The sequence below is a fragment of the Exiguobacterium sp. TNDT2 genome (assembly GCF_003331145.1).
GTDB lineage: Bacteria > Bacillota > Bacilli > Exiguobacteriales > Exiguobacteriaceae > Exiguobacterium.
Genome location: NZ_QLVE01000004.1, coordinates 37,646 through 57,441, shown reverse-complemented (window position 1 = coordinate 57,441; position 19,796 = coordinate 37,646). Strand labels below are relative to the sequence as shown.

Below are 19,796 nucleotides of genomic sequence, written 5' to 3'. Positions count from 1 at the left end.
TGTAACGCCTATAGGTCGCGTGTCAGACAAATCCGGTCACGCAAGGCGAGCCCGTCTTCTTCGATTGATGAATAACCGTGATTCGGGAAGTAGTCCCGCTCGACCGACTCAAAACGGAAACCGGCCTGTTGATAAAACCGCAATTGGACGACGCTCGAGTTACCCGTGCAGACGAGCATCTGTTTCGCACCGCTCTGTTCGGCCCGACGAATCGCATCTTGGAGCAGCCGTTGCCCGATCGTCTGGTTTTGCCGGTCCGGTTTGACGGCGATGTTGACGAGTTCTAACATCGCCTCACTGCGTCGCACCAACATGTACGCACCGACAAGTTCCCCACCGAGCGTCGCTTCATACGTCTCGCCGGTTTCGTATTGGTCACGCACCATCGCCTCGTTCGGGTTGGCCAATACGAGCAAGTCCCGGACACGATCGTAGGAGGCGTTGATTTCAATTTGAAGATCCGGTCTTACTTCCGGCGTTACCCCTTTGGCGATGACGTAATGCTTGACGACATCTTTGACGAACGTCTCGCTCCCAGCAAGGACCGACGTCTTCCCGTCATAGCGGACCGGCTCCCCGTAAATCGAGACGACCCGTCCCCCGACCTCCTCGACGAGCAATTTTCCAGCCGCATAATCCCACGGCATATTCCGCATCGTGATATAGCCGTCGACCCGACCCGCTGCGAGCCACGCAAGTTCGAGCGAGGCCGCGCCGTGCGCACGCGTGCCGACCGAGTCGCGCACGATTGGGGCGAGTACTTCCGGGGCGATCTGTTGGTTCGGCGTTACCCATGTCGCGTTCATACTAAGAAAGGCGTCACGGACATGATGTTCTTGGATGGGCGGTAACTTTCGCCCGTTCAGCGTGGTCCCAACGCCGCGGCGCGCCACGAACAGCTCATCCGCCATCACATCATAGACGAAGCCGTATTCGACGACCCCATCGATCATGACGGCCACTGAGATGGCGAACATGCGCTTCTGATGGATGAAGTTCAACGTCCCATCGATCGGATCGACAAACCAGACCGTTCCGGACAAGTCGTCCGGTCCTGTAGAGATCCCTTCTTCCCCGATAATGTGATGCTCGGGGTACGTTTCACGGATACGGTCGACAATCAACTGTTCGACGGCTCGATCGATTTCTGTGACCAAATCCCCTTTACCTGTCTTTCGTTCGATGCGATAGCTCTCATCGATTTTTTGCCGAATATATTCCCCTGCTTGTTTAATCAAGTCAATCGCGAACCATTCCAACATGTTTATCACCTCTACTATGTATTGTACCAAACAAAAACCAGTATCCGCATGGAATACTGGTTGATTGAGTGGTTGTGGGTCAGGCTTCGAGACGCAAAAGTTCTTGGCGATATTTTTCTAACCGATGCTTGCTAACCTGAACCGTGGCATCGTCTTGTGACGCCATCGCATCGAAGAGAGTTGCCAATTCATAATCAATCTCTAAGCGCAGCACCGGAATCCGTTTTTCTGCGTCTTTTCTTTTAAATGCCTCGATCACTTGTTTCATGAGATGCCACACTCCTTTAGTTGGGCTACAAGTTACGGTTTAATGAGTTGAATTGAGTATATCAGATGAGATTCAAAAAATAAAGTAAATTGTCTGACTATTTCGAATTTTTTATCTTAGTGAGTATATTCCCATTTCAACTGACACTAAACCTGAAATAACTGTTAATGATATGTACCCTATTTAATAGAGAAATAACAAAAAAAGCATGAGAAAACTGTTCGGTTCTCCCATGCTTTCCAGCAGTTACAACTTTATAATCTTTGCATTTGATTTTAGGGCCGCCTGCACCGTACGATAGGTAGAGTACCCGGTCTGTTCATCGTGGACGGTGCTCAGTTGTTTCTCTTCTGATTTTGACGTCACGATTTGTTTGAACGACCGATACGCGTCTAAAAATGACACACGGTCAACACCGCCTTCATTTGCCAAGGCGACTTGATTATAGAACTCGACGACTTCAATCAGTTCGTCGGTTGTCCAGTCCGGATTGATCGGATAGTTGATTTGCATATTCTTCACCTCGACAACCATTGTATCAACAAAAAAAACTATTGCAAGTTGGGGTAGAAATCACTATAGTTTTTTTGTTGCATTGTTTTTGAAGCGAAACGTTCAGAACGACCTCAGATTGAACTTAAACCGACGACCTATATACACACTGCTATCAAGGAGGACTTACTATTGAAACTTAAAGGTGCTACACAGCTCGAGACACCGCTCTTTGACACGTTGCTCACGCACGTGGACACGAACCCGATCGCTTTCCACATCCCTGGTCATAAAGGCGGGAAAGGGATGGACCCCGAATTCCGCGACTTCATCGGCGAGAACGCCTTGAAGATCGACTTGATTAACATCGCCCCGCTCGATGATCTTCATCATCCGAAAGCGGCGATTGCCGAGGCCGAGCGCCTCGCAGCCGAGGCGTTCCGCGCCGACGAGACGTTCTTCTCAGTTCAAGGGACATCAAGCGCCATCATGGCGATGATCATGGGCGTCGTCGGTCCGAACGAGAAAATCATCGTGCCGCGCAACGTCCATAAATCAGTCATGTCCGCGCTCGTCTTGACCGGGGCCCACCCTGTCTTCATTCACCCTGAATATGATGAGACATATGGGATCGCCCATGGAATCACGGCAAGCGCCGTCGAACGCGCCCTCGAGATGCACCCTGACACGAAAGCCGTCCTCGTCATCAACCCGACCTACTTCGGCATCGCCGGTGACTTAGAGCGCATCGTCGCCGTCGCCCATGCGCAAGATGTACCGGTCCTCGTCGATGAGGCACATGGCGTCCACTTGCCATTCCACGACGAACTCCCGCTCTCGGCGATGCAAGCCGGCGCGGACGTCGCGGCAACAAGCGTCCATAAGCTCGGCGGTTCGATGACAGGAAGTTCGATTTTGAACGTCCGCCGTGGACTCGTATCGCCTGAACGGATTCACGCGATGCTCTCGATGATCACGACGACATCGACGTCATATCTCCTCCTCGCGTCGCTCGACGCGGCCCGCCGCCAATTGGCGACAAAAGGAGAAGCGATGAACGATCGTGCCCTCACGCTCGCCCGTACGGCGCGTACGGCCATCGACAACATGCCGCACTTGAAGGTATACGGCCACGCCGAACTTCATTCAGAGTCGACGTACGCGCTCGACGAGACGAAAATCCTCGTCTCGGTCCGTGAGCTCGGAATCACCGGCTTCGAAGTCGAGAAGTATTTGCGCGAGACGCACCGTATCGAAGTCGAAATGTCGGATCTGTTGAACGTCTTGTTCATCGTGACGAGCGCCGACGACGAGTCGACGATTCAAGCGTTGATTGACGGCATGCGTGACGTCGTATCGGTTTACGACCAGTCTGGAAACGATTCGTTGTCAATCATGCTCCCAGAGATTCCACCGCTCGCACTCAGCCCACGTGACGCCTTCTACGAGGAGACGGAGACGATTCCGCTCGAGAACGCCGTCGGACGCATTTCGGCCGAGTTCATCATGGTGTATCCACCGGGAATTCCAATCATTATTCCAGGCGAACTCATTACGACATCAACACTTGAATACATTATGGCCAACATCGAGGCCGGTCTCCCGGTCCAAGGTCTTGAAGACGAGTCGCTCCAAATGATTAAAGTCATCCAGCAAACGAAAGCCATCCGCTAAGACGAAAGCGAGCCGGTCCAATGGACCGGCTCGCTTTGTATCATCAAAAGAAAAGGTGCTTATGATAATCGAATTGCTTCCCCTATCTCCCATTATAAGAAAACGCTTACATATTTTCAAGGGGTAAATCTCCTGTTTGATCGGATTCAGCCACATTTTCAGTTAGACAAAGACGTAAAAACTCAGCGACATGGCCCGTGTCGCGCAAAGCGATCCCGAGCATCGGGTAGAGTTGTCTCGGTTCTTCGAGCGCGTGGATATCGAGAAGGGCAGACTGTCCGGTCTGCATGCAAACGACGAGCACTTTTCCCATGAACTGATGCGTATACACAAAACCAAAATCATAACGTGACGTCTCTGTCTCGATTCCCGTGAACCGGACGCGGCTCGTCTCAGAGACGGTATATAACAATTCTTCATCGAACGCCATCATCGTTCCCTCCTTTCTCACTTCATTCCTTATTTTCCTTTATACTGAACGTACGAAACATAAGGAGGGTTACAATGAACATACGAAAAGCTAATGAGCGCGATCATCTCGACTTGGTTCGGCTCATGCGGCAGCTATGGCCAGATGCGTCCAAAGACGAGTTGACGATGGAGGTCCGGCTCGGCATCCGCTCCGGAAAGATGCACTATTTTATCGCAGAAACGGATGAAGCGGTCGGCTTTTGTCAGCTCAGCTTCCGTCATGACTACGTCCCAGGAACGACTTCTTCTCCAACTGCCTTCTTAGAAGGGATTTACGTCGTCGAAACCGCGCGACAGCAAGACGTGGCGTCACGGCTCGTCGAAGCGGCCTCCGCGTTCGCCCGCTCAAAAGGATGCGACGAACTCGCCTCCGACACGGAAGTGGAGAACGACGGCAGCCAACGCTTTCATGAACGCATCGGGTTCCGAGAAGTCGAACGGACCGTCCATTACTTAAAAAAGCTCTCTCGCGAGTAAGCGAGAGAGCTTTTGACTTATTTAACGACGTGGATTGGCATACCCATTGCGATTTCTGCCGCTTCCATTGCCATCTCACCGAGTGATGGGTGAGCGTGAATTGTAAGCGCGATATCTTCTGCTGTCATGCCTGCTTCGATAGCGAGACCAAGCTCGGCGATCATATCTGAAGCGCCAGTTCCCGCGATTTGAGCACCGATCAAGAGACCGTCCTCTTTACGCGTGATGAGCTTCATGAAGCCGTCTGGCTCGTCGAGCGCGAGGGCACGGCCGTTCGCTGCGAATGGGAATTTCGATACAGTAATCTCAAGTCCTTCTTCTTTTGCGAGTGGCTCCGTGTAACCGACTGTCGCAAGTTCAGGGTCAGTGAAGACGACCGCTGGGATTGCTGAGTAGTCGAGGTACGCTGGCTTGCCGGCAGCTGCCTCCGCTGCAACTTTTGCTTCGTAAGAAGCTTTGTGCGCGAGCGGTGGTCCTGGTACGATGTCGCCGATGGCGTAGATGTTTTCGTTCGATGTCTTGCACTGGTCATCGATTTCGATGATGCCGCGGTCGCTGACTTTCACTTCCGCGTTTTCGAGACCGATGTCGCCAGTGTTTGGACGACGGCCGACTGTGACGAGGACGTAGTCCGCTTCAACAGACTGCTCTTCGCCGTTCACTTCAAACTTAACAGTTACGCCGTCTTCTGTTTCCTCGACGCCTTTTGCAAGAGCGTTCGTGTGAATCGTGACGTTACCTTTTTGTTTGAGTTTCTTTTTGACGATTTGAGTCATTTGCGGCTCGAAGCCAGACAAGATGTCGCTTGCGCCTTCAACGACGATGACTTCTGTATCGAAGTTCGCGTACGCTGTACCTAGCTCCATACCGATGTATCCGCCGCCGATGACGACAAGTTTCTTCGGTACTTCAGGAAGAGCCAATGCGCCAGTTGAAGAAAGGACGCGTTTTGACCATTTGAACGATGGGATCTCGATTGGTGTCGAACCAGTCGCGATGATCGCTTTTTTGAACTTGTAAGGAGTCGAGCTGTCTTCTGTGATGACACGGACTGTGTCTTCAGATGCGAAGAAAGCTTCACCTTGAACGATTTCAATCTTGTTACCTTTCAAAAGGCCTTTGACGCCGCCAGTCAATTTGTTGACGACCGACTGTTTCCAGTCTTGGACTTTTGTGAAGTCGACTGACACGTTGTCAGACGTGATTCCCATTGAAGAGTGACCTTTAGCATGCTGGAAGTTGTGACCAGCTGTGATCAACGCTTTCGATGGGATACAACCGACGTTCAAGCAGACGCCACCAAAGTTTCCTTTTTCGACGATCGTGACTTTAAGGCCGAGTTGTGCGCCACGGATGGCTGCGACGTATCCACCAGGACCGGCGCCGATGACAAGTAAATCAGTTTCTTGTGCGAATTCTCCTACTACCATGTTCTTATCCCTCCATCATTAGAAGTGCTGGATCTTGAAGCAAGCGTTTCACCATGTTGAGTGCGTTTTGCGCAGTCGCACCGTCGATGAGGCGGTGGTCAAAGCTGAATGAAAGCGCGAGGACTGGAGCTGCGACGATTTCGCCGTCTTTGACGACAGCTTTTTCAGCGATGCGGCCGATACCGAGAATTGCAACTTCTGGGTGGTTGATGACAGGTGTGAACCATTGTCCACCAGCTGAACCGATGTTCGTGATTGTGATCGATCCGCCTTTCATGTCGTCCCCAGCAAGTTTGCCTTCACGGGCTTTACCGGCAAGCTCATTGATGTTTGTAGCGAGTGCATAGATTGATTTACGGTCCGCTTCTTTGACGACAGGAACGACGAGGCCATTGTCCGTGTCAGCAGCGATACCGATGTTGTAGTAGTTTTTGTAGACGATCTCTTCGTTGACGTCGTCGATTGACGCGTTGATGGCTGGGTAAGCTTTCGCTGCTGCTGTCAATGCTTTTACGACGAACGGCAAGTACGTGAGTTTCACGCCTTGGTCAGCAGCCACTTGTTTGAACTCTTTGCGGAGTGCGACGAGTTTCGTGACGTCGACTTCGTCCATGAGTGTAACGTGTGGAGCTGTGTGCTTCGAGTTAACCATTGCTTTCGAAATCGCTTTACGGATACCACGGATTTTCTCACGCGTTTCGAGTTCAGGCGTTGCTGACTCGTAAGGCTTGATTTCCGTTTTCGCAGCCGAGGCTTTCGCTACAGATTCAGTTTTCTCTGTTGTAGCTTCTGCTGCTGGCGCTTCTCCGCTTGCGAATGCATCGATGTCTTCTTTCAAGACGCGGCCGTTGTCGCCAGAACCTTGGACTTCACGGATATCGACGCCTTTTTCACGAGCGTACTTGCGAATCGAAGGCATCGCGATGACGCGCTCCGACTTATGAAGTTGGACGTCGCGCGGCTTGTCTGCTTCAACGGCTTTCTCGATTGTACCTTCTGGTTCTTCTTCAGCTTTCGGTTGTTCAGGAGCTGCTTCCTCTTCGCCTGCTGGCGCGTCACCTTCGATATCGAACGTGATGAGGACGTCGCCGACGACCGCAACTGTACCTTCAGAGACTTTGACGTCTTTAACTGTTCCATCCACAGGAGCAGGAATCTCAACGACGGCTTTGTCGTTTTGAACTTCAAGAAGAATGTCATCTTCTTTTACTGTATCCCCTGCTTTTACGAACCACTTGACGATTTCACCTTCGTGAATTCCTTCACCGATGTCTGGTAATTTAAATTCAAATACTGCCACTGGTTTTTCCTCCCATCAATTAATCATGTAAACACAATGAGGGAGACAATTCTCCCTCATCGTTACTTGAACACGATCAGAAGTTGATAACTTCCTTAACTTTTGCAACGACATCTTTATGGTCAGGTAACCATGCATCTTCACCTTGAGCGAAAGCGAAGACTGTGTCTGGTGCAGTTACACGAAGCACTGGTGCCTCGAGGTGAAGAATTGCGCGTTCTTGAATTTCAGTTACGACGTTAGCCGCAATACCTGCTTGACGTTGTGCTTCTTGAACGACGATCGCACGGCCAGTCTTTTTAACAGACTCGACGATTGTATCGATATCAAGTGGGCTCACTGTCATGAGGTCGATGACTTCGACGTTGATGTTTTCTTTTTCGAGCTCTTCTGCCGCTTTGAGTGACGTGTGGACCATTGCACCGTAAGTGATGATCGAAACGTCAGTTCCTTCGCGTTTCACGTCTGCTTTTCCAAGCTCGATCGTGTATTCGCCTTCTGGAACTTCGCCACGGAATGAACGGTAAAGTTTCATGTGCTCGAGGAATACGACTGGGTCGTTGTCACGGATTGCTGCGATTAAAAGACCTTTTGCATCGTATGGTGTTGACGGGATGACAACTTTAAGACCAGGTGTCTGAGCCATCAAACCTTCAAGGCTATCCGCGTGAAGTTCTGGTGTTTTAACACCGCCACCGAATGGTGAACGGATTGTAACCGGTTGGCTGTAAGCGCCGCCTGAACGGTAACGCATCCGTGCCATTTGCGCAGCGATTGAGTCGAACACTTCGAAGACGAATCCGAAGAATTGAACTTCCATGATCGGACGGAAGCCTGTAAGACCAAGACCGATTGCAAGACCTCCGATACCAGACTCAGCGAGCGGCGTATCGAAGACGCGGTCTTCGCCGAACTCATCTTGAAGTCCTTCCGTCGCACGGAAGACCCCACCGTTTTTACCAACGTCTTCTCCGAAGAGAAGTACTTTCTCGTCGCGTTTCATTTCAACGCGCATCGCATCAGTAATCGCTTGGATCATTGTCATTTGAGCCATAACTTACTTCGACTCCTTTGCTGTATATTCTTCAAGCTGCTCTTTCAAGTTTGAAGGAAGTGTTTCGTACATGTTGTTGATGAAGTCCGAAACTTTTTGTTTTGGTTCTTTGTCTGCGAGGCTGATCGCTTCTTTCACGTCTGCTTTCGCTTGCTCGATGACTTCGTTTTCCATATCTTCGCTCCAAAGCTTCTTGCCTTCGAGGAAGAGGCGGAAACGAACGAGTGGATCTTTTTCTTGGTACTCTGTGTCGAGTTCTTTTGTACGGTAACGCGTCGGGTCATCCCCTGCGAGCGTATGTGGTCCGTAACGGTATGTGAGTGCTTCGATGAGCGTCGGAGTTCCGTCAAGTGCGTCTTTACGCGCTTGTTGCGTTGCGGCGAGAACAGCAAGAACGTCCATTCCGTCAACTTGGATTCCATTGATTCCCGCTGCGACAGCTTTTTGCGCGATCGTTTTAGCTGCAGTTTGCTTCTCAACAGGAGTCGAGATGGCGAAGCGGTTGTTTTGAACGACGAAGATGGCTGGTGATTTGAATGCACCTGCGAAGTTCAATCCTTCGTAGAAGTCACCTTGTGATGAACCACCGTCACCCGTGTAAGTAATGGCGACGTTTGTGTTGCCGTTGCGTTTGAGGCCCATAGCCACACCCGCGGTTTGGATGATTTGTGCCCCGATGATGATTTGTGGCATCAAGACGTTGACGTCTTCAGGGATACGGTTACCCGCTACGTGACCACGTGAGAACAAGAACGCTTGATAAAGCGGAAGTCCGTGGAATACGAGTTGGGGGATATCACGGTAGCCTGGAAGAATCCAGTCTTGTTTGTCGAGCGCATATTGCGTCCCGATCATCGTTGCTTCTTGACCAGCCACTGGCGCATAGAAACCTAAGCGTCCTTGACGGTTGAGCGAGATGGCGCGTTGGTCCCAGATTCGTGTATAGACCATGCGGCGCATAAGCTCCTGAAGTTGCTCGTCCGTTACATCGGGCATTGCGTCTTGGTTGACGACCTCGCCCTTCTCGTCGAGAATACGGAACGTTTGGAAGTTCTCTTCCACGTTTTGAAGTACCTGAACGTTGTTCATTCGTTTCACCTCATCCTTTCAACTATGAGACAATTGTCTTTTTTTAATCAAACACTACCTCAAATCTTAAGTGTATCTGTCCAAAAAAGCAATCTGTATTAACGTGATTCAGGAAAGTAACACTTATCCTGCCGTTTCCTAGTTAGTATAAAACGGGTTGTTATAATAACGCAAAAAATATGCTCACTTTATAAAAACGCTTACATGACCACATCTTTCCCTCTATTTTGACTCTGTATCATTTTCATTTCACCTTCTGTACCATCTAGAAGACATGACTAATAAATATGATATAATTGGTCATATCGCCATTGGAAAGGAAGTTTTTGCATGTTAACGATGAAAGATGTGATTCGTGAAGGAGACGAGCGGCTCCGCACCCGTTCAATCGAGGTCCCGGTCCCACCGACGGCCGAGGACATTGCGTTACTCGATGAGATGGAGACGTTCCTCGTCAATAGCCAGGACCCCGAAATGAGCGAGAAATATGAACTTCGCGGAGGTGTCGGCATTGCCGCACCGCAACTTGGCGTCAATCGCCGCTTCTTCACGGTCCTGCTCCACGAAGAAGAAGATACGTTTAAACTGTCAATTTTCAATCCAAAAATCACGAGTCATTCGGTCGAGCAGACATATTTGAACGGCGGTGAGGGCTGTCTATCTGTCGACCGTGTCGTCAAAGGCAACGTGCCCCGTCATCGTCGCATCACAATTGAAGGGTTCGATCGCGACGGCGCCCCAATCAAATTGCGACTTCGCGGGATGCGCGCCATCGTCTGCCAACATGAGCTCGACCATTTAGATGGGGTGCTCTTCTACGACCGCATCAATCCGACCAACCCGTTAGAAACTTATGGTGAGCCGATTTGAGGTGATGAACTTGAAAAAAAAGGCACTGTTGTTCCTATTCCCATTTTTGTTTCTTTTAATCGGCGGATGTGTTCGAATTGAATATGATGCCACCGTCCACTACGACCAGTCGGTCACCTTAGAGACGACGTACGCCTTCCGCGACCATCCGGTCATGAAACTGCTCAATTTGCGGCTCGATTGGGAGACATGGAAACAACAGGCGAACGCGAACGGTTATGCGACGCGTGATTATTTGAGTCAAGACGACTATGAGGGCATGGTGCTCAAGAAGACGTTCGAGAGCGTTGACGATCTTCAAAACATCAAAGAAGAATGGAAAACCGGTCCGGCCGGCATCCTCGTCCCGCCCGATGTAAAATTCGACGTCGAGAAAGAGGACGGGATTTGGTTCGACTCATACGTTTTAAATACGAATCTTGACCTCCGGCTTGACCGGGTTAACTTGCCCGGTTTGAATTTAAGTGGTTCTCCGAAACAACTGGCCGAACGCTACGTGCGTCAAGCCGATATCCGGTTTAATCTAACGGTGCCAACCGGCGTGTTCGTCGAAGACGGCACAGGGCTCGATGTACGTTCGATGAAACATGTCGAGTGGCAAGTATATGGCGGCCGCCAAAACAATATGATGCTCGTCGCCCATGTACCGAACGTCAAGGCATGGATCATCACGATCGTCGTTGCCGTCATTCTCGCAATCGTCGGTTACTTCGTCTGGCGGAAGTATCGCAAAAATGCCGGTAATCCGGACAAGACATCGATTCGCTCCCGAATCTTTGGCGGCTTTATTCTCGTATTGACGCTCGCTTTGATTGTCGTGACGATTCGCGAAGAGTTGACGACCGAACGGAAGAGCGAGGCAATTCGTCAAACGGCTCAGACGACCGAATTCATCCCAACGTTTGCCGTGCATGGGTTGCTCGGGACCGACCGCACGTTCCTCCGTTTCTCACAGTACATGGAGCAGCGTGGGTTGGCTAAAGACGGGGCACTCTGTACCGTGACGGCGAAAGGCGCGGTCGACTGTGTCGTCAACGACTACAGTTCGATGCGGCCAATCGTTCGAATCGAATATGAGGATGCCGAGGCATCGCTCAACAACCAGACGAAATGGCTGAACGCCGCTATCGAACGCTATAAAGATGAACGGAATCGTTCATTTGACCGCATGTACTTGATTGGTCACAGCATGGGCGGTGTCGCGGCCGCCAACTACATTTTGAATCAAGACGACTACATCATCGATAAGTTCGTGACATTTGATAGTCCGTTCGCTGGGACGCGCCTTGCGAATTTCGGACTATCCGCCAGTAACTTCGGAATCAATACCGGCAGCCCTGCCATCCGGGACTTGTCCCCGACTTCCGACGGCCTGCAGGCGTTCCAAGCCAAGCTTGAGACTTGGCCTCGTTCCGTGCAAGTGTTCTCCTTCTCAGGACGCGGTGGCGAGTTCAACTTGATTGAGCCATCTAGCTCGCTCCTACTCGAAGAATACACGAACAACATTGATACGGAAACCGTTCCGTACGACCACTTCTCGCTCCATCGGAAGACAGACGTCCTCCGAGAGACAGGGCGGTTCTTGTACGAATATTCGAACGAGTTCAACCCCGTCGAAACGAATTGACAAACACCCGCTCTCGCGCTTGAGGGCGGGTGTTTTGTGTAGGAATGATGGACGGATACTTTATAAGCAAACACAAACTGAACCTGCCTTCCTGTGAAGGCGGGTTTGACTCAATAGGTCATCGTCCACGTCAATTTCTGCAACCAATAAATCAAGTACTTCCCGATTGGCAGATCAGTTTGAACTTCTTCATAGGCAACAGTATACGTTCCTTGTTCGTTATTCCAGAGACGTTTGAAATAGTCATCGACTTCGCCGATGAATTCCGTTTCCGCCGTCGAAACGACTTCAACGTTCGCTTCGAGATTATAGTCGTTCATGTTGCGGGTCGTATAGTTCCCTGACCCGAGGACGACGACACGTCGGTCCCCTTCGACGTACAGCATCTTCGGATGATACTGTTCTTTGTCGACTTTATACCATCGAATCTCGATTTGCTCCGGGTTCACGGTGTTCAGTTCAGCCGCGACAGGCAAGTTCGGCAAGCCTGACTTATCTCGGCCGAACGCGTTCGTGTTCGGGTCGAGAATCAATTTGACGAACACACCGCGCTCGGCGGCCTCATGAATGGCTTGAATGATGTTGCGGTCAGCTAAGTAAAACATGCCAATCCAAATCGTCTCGCCTGCCCGCGCCTTTTCCATCGCCCCGACAACCGCTTCTTGAATTTTCGATTCCGTGACGTAGCGGATTTGCATCGGACCCGTTGAGTCTTCTTCGCGAAGGTTAGCAAGCTTCTCTTCGCTCGGAAAGCGTTCGCTGTCCCCTTTCGAGAACGTCGCAATCGCTTCTTCCCCTTCGAGGATGTCCGCTAAAATCGGACCGTCGAGCCGGACGCCGACGTTCGAGTGGTAGCCGCTCGCGTCGTGCGGGTTAGCCGATAAGACGAAACCGTCATTCTCGGTCACCATCACTTTGCGATGGTTCGCTTTCACGTTCAAGAGCCGTAAATATGACCGAATCGTAATCTCTGGGGCCGACTTGGCCATCGGGTTCGGAAGCCAGCCATTTTCGCTGTCACCGAACCATTGGAACCCGATGCGATACAGCGTCGAGTATAAGATGTTCGGGTCGCGGAGTGCATCGAGGTTCGTGTAGACGATTTCAGCGCCTGCTTTTTTTAACACATCCAGATGGTCGGACGCATGACCGTTGTACGACGTATTGATTTCATCGGTAATCAAGACGACGTTCAGGTCCGGGTATGCCTTCATCTGTTCCAACAAAGCCGACGACAGGCTTGCTGTGATGTCGGGATATTGACGGTCTTCGTTCGAATACGGATTGAATAAGAAAAAGTCCATGACGATATACTCCCGAGCCTCACGGATAGACCGCTCGACATCTTGAAAGATCTCTTGCTCATTGATTTCGGTGTCTTCCCCTTGATACGTCAAGTCAGATAAAAAATCGATTTGGTCGTCTGAAATCGCCACCGGTTCTGACGCCCGTGATACACCGTCCGGCAGCGGCTTGACTTGATGGTAAATCATTGTGATGAGAAACAGTAAGGCAAAGGCGGCAAGCGTCCATTTCACCCACCCCTTCTTTCGTTTTGGTCGTTCCATTCAGCACCATCTCCTTTATTAGTTTCCTCTAAAAAACGGGCTGTAGTCACCTACAGCCCGTTCGGTCATACTTCCATGATAATCGGAAGAACCATTGGGTGTCTTCGAGTTTTCTGAGCCAAGTACGGTGTGAGCGTGTCTGAGACGAGTTGTTTCATCTCCGACCACTTCATCTGCTTGTTCGACAGTCCTTGTTCGACCGTTTTTTTGAGCAACCGCTCACCATCACGGATCAAGCTACCTGATTCACGCATATAGACGAAACCGCGTGAAATGATATCCGGACCGGAGACGAGCTTGCGTGTCTTGCCGTCGATGCTGATGACGACGACGACGAGTCCATCTTCTGAAAGGATGCGGCGATCGCGCAAGACGATATTGCCGATGTCCCCGATGCCGTTCCCGTCCACATAAACCGCATTGGCTGAAATTTTGCCAGTGATGGCCGCTGAGTCGGCATCGACCGCGAGCACTTCCCCGTTATCCATGATGAAACTGTTCTCTTTCGGAATGCCGACCGACTCTGCCAGTTCAGCGTGTTTCACCAACATGCGGTACTCGCCGTGAATCGGCATGAAGAATTTCGGATTCAGCAAACGGATCATGAGCAGTTGCTCTTGTTGCGAACCGTGGCCCGATGTATGAATGTTCGTCAATTTGCCGTAGACGACGTCCGCGCCGGCTTTATACAATTGGTCGATCGTCTTTCCGACCGAGATGGCGTTCCCCGGAATCGGTGACGACGAGAAGATGACCGTATCGCCAGGAATGATCGATACTTGACGGTGCGTCCCGTTGGCGATGCGACTGAGCGCTGCCATCGGCTCTCCTTGTGAACCGGTACAAAGAATTGCCACTTCATGCGGCTCATAGTTCCGCATTTGATTCGCTTCGATGATCATGCCTTTCGGCACGTTGATGAAGCCGAGTTCTTGCCCAATTGTCATGACCTTGTCCATCGACCGACCGAAGATGGCCAAATGGCGGCCTGTCTCGGCACACGCGTCAACGACTTGTTGTAGACGATAAATGTTCGAGGCGAACGTGGCGAAAATGATGCGGCCTTCCGCTTTCCGGAACGTCTCGCTAATCGTGCCACCGACGACTTTCTCACTCATCGTGAATCCTTCGACTTCTGCGTTCGTCGAGTCGGACAAGAGGCAGAGCACGCCTTCTTTCCCGATATCTGCCATCTTCGCAATGTCAGCCGGTTCGCCGACCGGGGTGAAGTCGAATTTGAAGTCACCCGTATGAACGATATTTCCTTGTGGTGTCTTGACGACGACACCGAGTGAGTTCGGGATCGAATGGGTCGTCCGGAAGAACGAGATGCTCGTCTTACGGAATTTGACGATCGTATCTTCGTCGATCTCATGGAGTTCCGCTTCGCGGAGCAAGCCGTGCTCTTCGAGTTTCACTTTAATCAATCCAAGTGCGAGTTTCGTCGCATAAATTGGCAAGTTCACTTGCTTCAACAAGAACGGGATTCCACCGATATGGTCTTCGTGACCGTGGGTGATGAAAACTCCTTTGACTTTATCCTTGTTTTTAATCAAGTACGAGTAATCGGGAATCACATAGTCGATTCCAAGCAAGTCATCCTCCGGGAACATGACACCCGCATCGATGACGATAATCTCGTCTTGGAATTGAACGACGTACGTGTTCTTCCCGATTTCTCCGAGTCCGCCTAATGCGAACACAGCTGTTTGGTGGTTCTTTACAAACTTCATTTAATCTCTCCTTGCTACAAGTAGTTGATGTTCATCTATGTGAAACATAAGTGATTCTCGCAATATAATTACGTTCCGTAAGATTCTTTCTTCATTATAGCTCATATTGTGACAATATTTCACTAATGACGTTAGATTGAGGGCGGTTTCTCGATTTCATGTTATGCTTTTTAAGATACAACTGACCTATTCAAGACAGAGAAAGCATGGTGAAATAACATGGAAGATAAGAAAGTAGTCTTTTTTGACATCGATGGCACGTTGCTCCATGAAGGGTCGTACATTCCCCCTTCGACGATTGCGGCCATTCAGCAGTTGCGTCACAACGGCGTCGAGACGTTCATTGCGACCGGCCGCGGACCAGCGATGCTCTCAGATATCCCAGCGCAAGTAGGGATTGAGAGCTTTGTTTGTTATAACGGACAAATCGTCGTCCATAAGGGCGAGGTCGTCTACCGGAACGCCTTACCGACAGATGCCCTCCATCGCCTGACCACGCATGCCGGCTCGAACGACCATACGCTCGTCTATCTCGGTCAAGACCGAGGCGGTGCGACGAAAGTGAACGATCCTATTGTCGAGCAGTCGCTCGGTGAGCTCGAGATGCCAATCCCGACCTATGAACCGAATTTCCACATCGAACAAGCCGTCTATCAGACGTTACTGTACTGTACGCCAGAAGAAGAGCATCACTATTTGGATGCGTACGGCGAATTTGATTTCATCCGCTGGCACCCGCACGCCATGGACGTCATCAATCGCGGTGCGAGCAAGGCCGATGGCATCCGTCACTTCATCGAGGCGAACGGCTACCGGCTTGAGAACACGTACGCCTTTGGCGACGCCTTGAACGACTTGGCAATGCTCGAATATGTCGGGACCGGCATCGCGATGGGCAACGCCCGGACCGAAGCAAAAGAAGTCGCAGACTTCGTGACGAAGTCGATTCTCGAGGACGGGATTGAGTACGGGCTAAAAAAAATGAAGCTTATCTAAAAAAACGAGAGGCACGCCTCTCGTTTTTTATCTAGACCGAAGCGAACGCTCGAGCCGATCTAAGTCTGTATCTTTTCCGATGATGATTAAAATGTCTTCTGGCAGAATCATCTCGTCGGCTTGCGGGGAGATGATGACGTCGTCATCTCGGCGGACGGCGACGATGTTGACGCCGTATTTAGCACGAAGATCTAAGTCGATGAGCGATTTATTCGATAGCTTCTCAGACGCTTTAATTTCAACAATTGAATGTTCGTTTGAGAGTTCGAGGTAGTCGAGGATGCTTTGACTCATCAACCCGTTCGCGATCCGCACACCCATGTCACGTTCTGGGTGGACGATGTTATCGGCTCCGATGCGGCGCAATACCTTCTCATGATAATCGTTCGTCGCTTTCACAGTAATGATTCGAACACCGAGCTCTTTTAAAATGAGCGTCGTTAAAATCGATGCTTGAATGTTTTCCCCAATCGCCACGATGACGTGTTCGAAGTTGCGAATCCCGAGACTTTTCAATACATTCTCATCCGTCGTATCGGCGATGACTGCGTGCGTCGCCAGTCCCATAAACTCGTTGACGCGTTCTTCATCGGCGTCGATGGCCAACACGTCATACCCGTTTGCCGACAGCTCCCGTACAATCGAACCGCCAAACCGTCCTAATCCGATGACTGCAAATTCACCTGTCATAATTTCATACATCCCTTTCCTACGCTGTTTCTGTTCCCGATTCTTCGTACAGTGTAACCGATTCCCTTCAAAAAAACTATACAAAAAAAGACCGGAATCATCCGGTCTTTACGCTTTACCACTCGAACGTTTTCCGCGTACATAGTCATTGTCGAACAAGAACAGGCGTAGTAAGAGATACAGCGCCGGTACGAGAAGGAGCAATCCAAGGATGAAGACGATGACGAGGGCGACCGCCATCGATTCGTTGACGACGCTTCCGTTGATGTCGATGTACGGGTAGAGGATATACGGCAAGTGCGTATAGCCATATCCGAACCAAGCCATAAAGAATTGACCCATGACCATCAAGAAAGCGAGGCCGTAGTTTCGCTTCAAGTAGACGAATGAGACTGCTACGACGAAGAAAATGAAACTTGCGGCGAACCACCACCAGTTGCCTGCCAAAATACTCTCATAATGCCAAGCCGCCTGCGACTTCAACCCGAAGAAGACGAGGCCCGAGGCGATAATGGTCGGCACGCTCCAGAACAAGGCCCACTTCCGAACGAGCGGGACCGCTTGCACGTCACGTGCCTTGTCCGCGTAGAACAACAGGAACATGGCGCTGATGTAGAGCACCGACACAATCGCCAAGAAGACCACGGTCCATGAATAGAAGTTGGTGAACAACTTCATGCCGTCAAAGAAGACGCCGGACTCGGTCTCATTGATGAATCCGCCTTGACTGACCGTAAGGACGGTCGACATCGAGGCCGGAATCAAGAGACCGGTCGCCCCGTACAGGAACATGTAAAACGTGCTCTCTTTTGAACCATAGTTGGCGAACGCATAGAAACTCCCGCGAATTGCAAGTAGAATCAATACGACCGAGGCGGGAATGAGAAGTGCTGTCCCGTAATAGTAGGCCGTATCCGGGAAGAACCCGACGATTCCGACAAAGAAGAAGACGAAGAAGACGTTCGTCACTTCCCACGTCGGTGACAAGTACCGCTGAATCAAACGGTTGATCATGTGGTCTCGCTTCGTGTACTTGCTATAGAAGGCGAAGAAGCCGGCACCGAAATCAATCGATGCGACGATGAGATAGCCGTACAAAAACGTCCATAGTACGGCAATCCCTAATTCTTGAATCTGCATATCATACCCTCCGATCACACTTCATCCGCGAACATCGCTTCACCGCGATGCTCCGATTGTTTTAGTTCTTTCCCTACTGGGTTGTCCTTGAACAGACGAGTCAAGACGAGCACGGTGACCACGCCAAGAACTGCATACAGGATCGCAAAGGCGATAAGCATCCAACCGACGTTCGCTGATGTCGTTGCCGCTTCACTCGTGCGCATCAACTCGTAAAGCGCCCAAGGTTGACGACCGAACTCGGCGAAGAACCAGCCGAATTCGATGGCCATCATCGCGAGCGGACCGCCCGCTGCGATGGCGATGAGCATCGGTTTACTGAATTGCGGTAGCCGCTTGATATAGCGTCCGAGGACGAACAAGAACGAAATCAGTGCAAGGAGCATCCCGATCCCGACCATCGCATCAAACAGATAGTGGACGAATAACGGTGGTTGATCTTCTTTCGCGAATTCGTCAAGACCTGTCACCTCATAGTTCGGTACGCCACCCGCTAGGATGGACAATGCGTAAGGGATCTTCAAGGCGCCTCGTACTTCGTAACCGCCTTCCCCGTCTTCCTCGAGCCAGCCGCCCAAGATGAGCTCGGCTTCCGAGGATGTTTCAAAGTGCCACTCCGCAGCCGCCAATTTTTCCGGCTGGTATTTCGCCAAGTATTTACCTGAGAAGTCCCCGACGAGGGCAGTCGCAATCGCAAAAATGAGTGCGACGGTCATCGTCAAGCGGAGCCCTTTTTTATGGTACTCAATCGACAACTTGTCGAGCTGGTTCCGACGTTGACGGAGCAACTGAACGGCCGCGATCGCCGCTAAAATGAACGCGGATGTCAGGATAGCTGACGTCAAGACGTGCGCCATTTTTGTCGGCATTGCCGGACTGAACATCGCTTCAAGCGGACTCACGTTGGCAAGACGCCCATCGACGATATCAAATCCGACCGGTTGGTTCATGAAGCTGTTCACGGTTGTAATGAAGAAACCTGAGAACAAGGCGCCGACGGCGACCGGAATCCCGACGAGCATGTGGTGCCATGGGTTCTTAAAGCGATCCCACGTGTACAAATAAATTCCGAGGAAGATCGCCTCAAAGAAGAAGGCGAACGTTTCCATAAATAATGGAAGAGCGATCGTTTGACCGGCGACGCGCATCATGTTCGGCCAAAGTAAGGACAGCTGGAGCCCGATTGCCGTACCTGTCACGACACCGACCGCTACGGTGACAACATAGCCCCGTGACCAGCGACGGGCCATCAAGGTATATTTCGGATCTTTCTTTTTAATGCCTAAAAACTCTGCCAATAAAATTAAAAGTGGAACCCCAACGCCGATTGTGGCAAAAATCACGTGGAAACCCAACGTGAGTGCCGTTAACGCCCGGCTCATCAGGACAGGATCTTGAAACATCTATTGATTACCTCCTATCTCTCTCTAGCGCGTCAAACCAATGTCTATCGCGCAACATCACAGATGATTTCCCTTGGATACCCTTATCATAATGATTTTATATAGCGCTGTAATGTCTCAATGCTTGAGTTCGCAAAATGTTCACATTTGAGCATGCTTAACAATATCGACGCTTTACAAGTCTTATTTACTTCCCGAATCTTTAACCGTTCACGCACATTTCAACACATTTTGCACAAAAAAAGCGGACAT

General features: G+C 50.7%; 18 protein-coding genes. 5 read left to right on the top strand and 13 right to left on the bottom strand.

Annotated elements, in window-relative coordinates:
* Nucleotides 1-8 precede the first annotated feature (8 nt).
* From DPV68_RS03530 to DPV68_RS03520, 3 genes are all read right to left on the bottom strand, one after another.
* Nucleotides 9-1,262 carry an inositol monophosphatase family protein gene (locus DPV68_RS03530; protein ID WP_114165449.1) on the bottom strand — a complete coding sequence of 418 codons (1,254 nt, stop codon included), beginning with the start codon at nt 1,260-1,262 and terminating at the stop codon, nt 9-11.
* A gap of 79 nt (nt 1,263-1,341) precedes the next feature.
* Nucleotides 1,342-1,530: a hypothetical protein gene (locus DPV68_RS03525; RefSeq protein WP_114165448.1), complete on the bottom strand. Its 189-nt coding sequence runs from the start codon at nt 1,528-1,530 to the stop codon at nt 1,342-1,344.
* A gap of 246 nt (nt 1,531-1,776) precedes the next feature.
* A complete protein-coding gene (locus tag DPV68_RS03520; RefSeq protein ID WP_198662234.1) occupies nt 1,777-2,043 on the bottom strand; it encodes a UPF0223 family protein in 267 nt (88 codons plus the stop codon).
* 171 nt (nt 2,044-2,214) lie between these two features.
* Here DPV68_RS03520 and DPV68_RS03515 point away from each other — a divergent pair, with 171 nt between their 5' ends.
* Entirely contained in the window at nt 2,215-3,696 is a 1,482-nt protein-coding gene (locus DPV68_RS03515) for an aminotransferase class I/II-fold pyridoxal phosphate-dependent enzyme (RefSeq protein WP_114165446.1), read from the top strand.
* A 106-nt stretch (nt 3,697-3,802) separates the two neighbouring features.
* Here the strand turns inward: DPV68_RS03515 and DPV68_RS03510 are convergent, their stop codons facing one another.
* Entirely contained in the window at nt 3,803-4,126 is a 324-nt protein-coding gene (locus DPV68_RS03510) for a DUF3055 domain-containing protein (RefSeq protein WP_114165445.1), read from the bottom strand.
* Nucleotides 4,127-4,200: 74 nt separating this feature from the next.
* On the opposite strand from DPV68_RS03510, the gene aac(6') reads away from it, so the two are divergent.
* Entirely contained in the window at nt 4,201-4,644 is a 444-nt protein-coding gene (aac(6'), locus tag DPV68_RS03505) for an aminoglycoside 6'-N-acetyltransferase (protein ID WP_114165444.1), read from the top strand.
* Nucleotides 4,645-4,661: 17 nt separating this feature from the next.
* Here the strand turns inward: aac(6') and lpdA are convergent, their stop codons facing one another.
* The 4 genes from lpdA to pdhA all read right to left on the bottom strand — a co-directional run bounded on the left by lpdA (nt 4,662) and on the right by pdhA (nt 9,517).
* Nucleotides 4,662-6,074 carry a dihydrolipoyl dehydrogenase gene (gene lpdA, locus DPV68_RS03500; RefSeq protein ID WP_114165443.1) on the bottom strand — a complete coding sequence of 471 codons (1,413 nt, stop codon included), beginning with the start codon at nt 6,072-6,074 and terminating at the stop codon, nt 4,662-4,664.
* A gap of 4 nt (nt 6,075-6,078) precedes the next feature.
* Nucleotides 6,079-7,374, bottom strand: coding sequence for a dihydrolipoamide acetyltransferase family protein (locus DPV68_RS03495; protein ID WP_114165442.1), 1,296 nt, complete (start codon nt 7,372-7,374; stop codon nt 6,079-6,081).
* Nucleotides 7,375-7,450: 76 nt separating this feature from the next.
* Nucleotides 7,451-8,428 carry an alpha-ketoacid dehydrogenase subunit beta gene (locus DPV68_RS03490; RefSeq protein WP_114165441.1) on the bottom strand — a complete coding sequence of 326 codons (978 nt, stop codon included), beginning with the start codon at nt 8,426-8,428 and terminating at the stop codon, nt 7,451-7,453.
* A 3-nt stretch (nt 8,429-8,431) separates the two neighbouring features.
* Complete coding sequence (pdhA, locus tag DPV68_RS03485) at nt 8,432-9,517, bottom strand: pyruvate dehydrogenase (acetyl-transferring) E1 component subunit alpha (RefSeq protein WP_114165440.1); 1,086 nt, start codon at nt 9,515-9,517, stop codon at nt 8,432-8,434.
* Nucleotides 9,518-9,847: 330 nt separating this feature from the next.
* Between pdhA and def the strand changes: the two genes are divergently transcribed.
* Nucleotides 9,848-10,387 carry a peptide deformylase gene (gene def, locus DPV68_RS03480; RefSeq protein ID WP_114165439.1) on the top strand — a complete coding sequence of 180 codons (540 nt, stop codon included), beginning with the start codon at nt 9,848-9,850 and terminating at the stop codon, nt 10,385-10,387.
* Between the two features lies 1 nt (nt 10,388).
* Nucleotides 10,389-12,014, top strand: coding sequence for an alpha/beta hydrolase (locus tag DPV68_RS03475; protein ID WP_114165438.1), 1,626 nt, complete (start codon nt 10,389-10,391; stop codon nt 12,012-12,014).
* Nucleotides 12,015-12,124: 110 nt separating this feature from the next.
* Here the strand turns inward: DPV68_RS03475 and DPV68_RS03470 are convergent, their stop codons facing one another.
* Nucleotides 12,125-13,582, bottom strand: a complete 1,458-nt coding sequence (locus DPV68_RS03470; RefSeq protein ID WP_114165437.1) for a phospholipase D family protein — start codon at nt 13,580-13,582, stop codon at nt 12,125-12,127.
* 65 nt (nt 13,583-13,647) lie between these two features.
* Nucleotides 13,648-15,315, bottom strand: a complete 1,668-nt coding sequence (gene rnjA, locus DPV68_RS03465; RefSeq protein WP_114165436.1) for a ribonuclease J1 — start codon at nt 15,313-15,315, stop codon at nt 13,648-13,650.
* A 219-nt stretch (nt 15,316-15,534) separates the two neighbouring features.
* Between rnjA and DPV68_RS03460 the strand changes: the two genes are divergently transcribed.
* Nucleotides 15,535-16,311: a Cof-type HAD-IIB family hydrolase gene (locus DPV68_RS03460; protein WP_114165435.1), complete on the top strand. Its 777-nt coding sequence runs from the start codon at nt 15,535-15,537 to the stop codon at nt 16,309-16,311.
* A gap of 27 nt (nt 16,312-16,338) precedes the next feature.
* Here the strand turns inward: DPV68_RS03460 and DPV68_RS03455 are convergent, their stop codons facing one another.
* From DPV68_RS03455 to DPV68_RS03445, 3 genes are all read right to left on the bottom strand, one after another.
* Complete coding sequence (locus DPV68_RS03455; protein WP_114165618.1) at nt 16,339-17,001, bottom strand: potassium channel family protein; 663 nt, start codon at nt 16,999-17,001, stop codon at nt 16,339-16,341.
* Between the two features lie 108 nt (nt 17,002-17,109).
* Nucleotides 17,110-18,141 (bottom strand): cytochrome d ubiquinol oxidase subunit II, encoded by a 1,032-nt coding sequence (locus tag DPV68_RS03450; RefSeq protein ID WP_114165434.1) that lies wholly within the window; start codon nt 18,139-18,141, stop codon nt 17,110-17,112.
* 14 nt (nt 18,142-18,155) lie between these two features.
* A complete protein-coding gene (locus DPV68_RS03445) occupies nt 18,156-19,544 on the bottom strand; it encodes a cytochrome ubiquinol oxidase subunit I (RefSeq protein WP_114165433.1) in 1,389 nt (462 codons plus the stop codon).
* Nucleotides 19,545-19,796 lie beyond the last annotated feature (252 nt).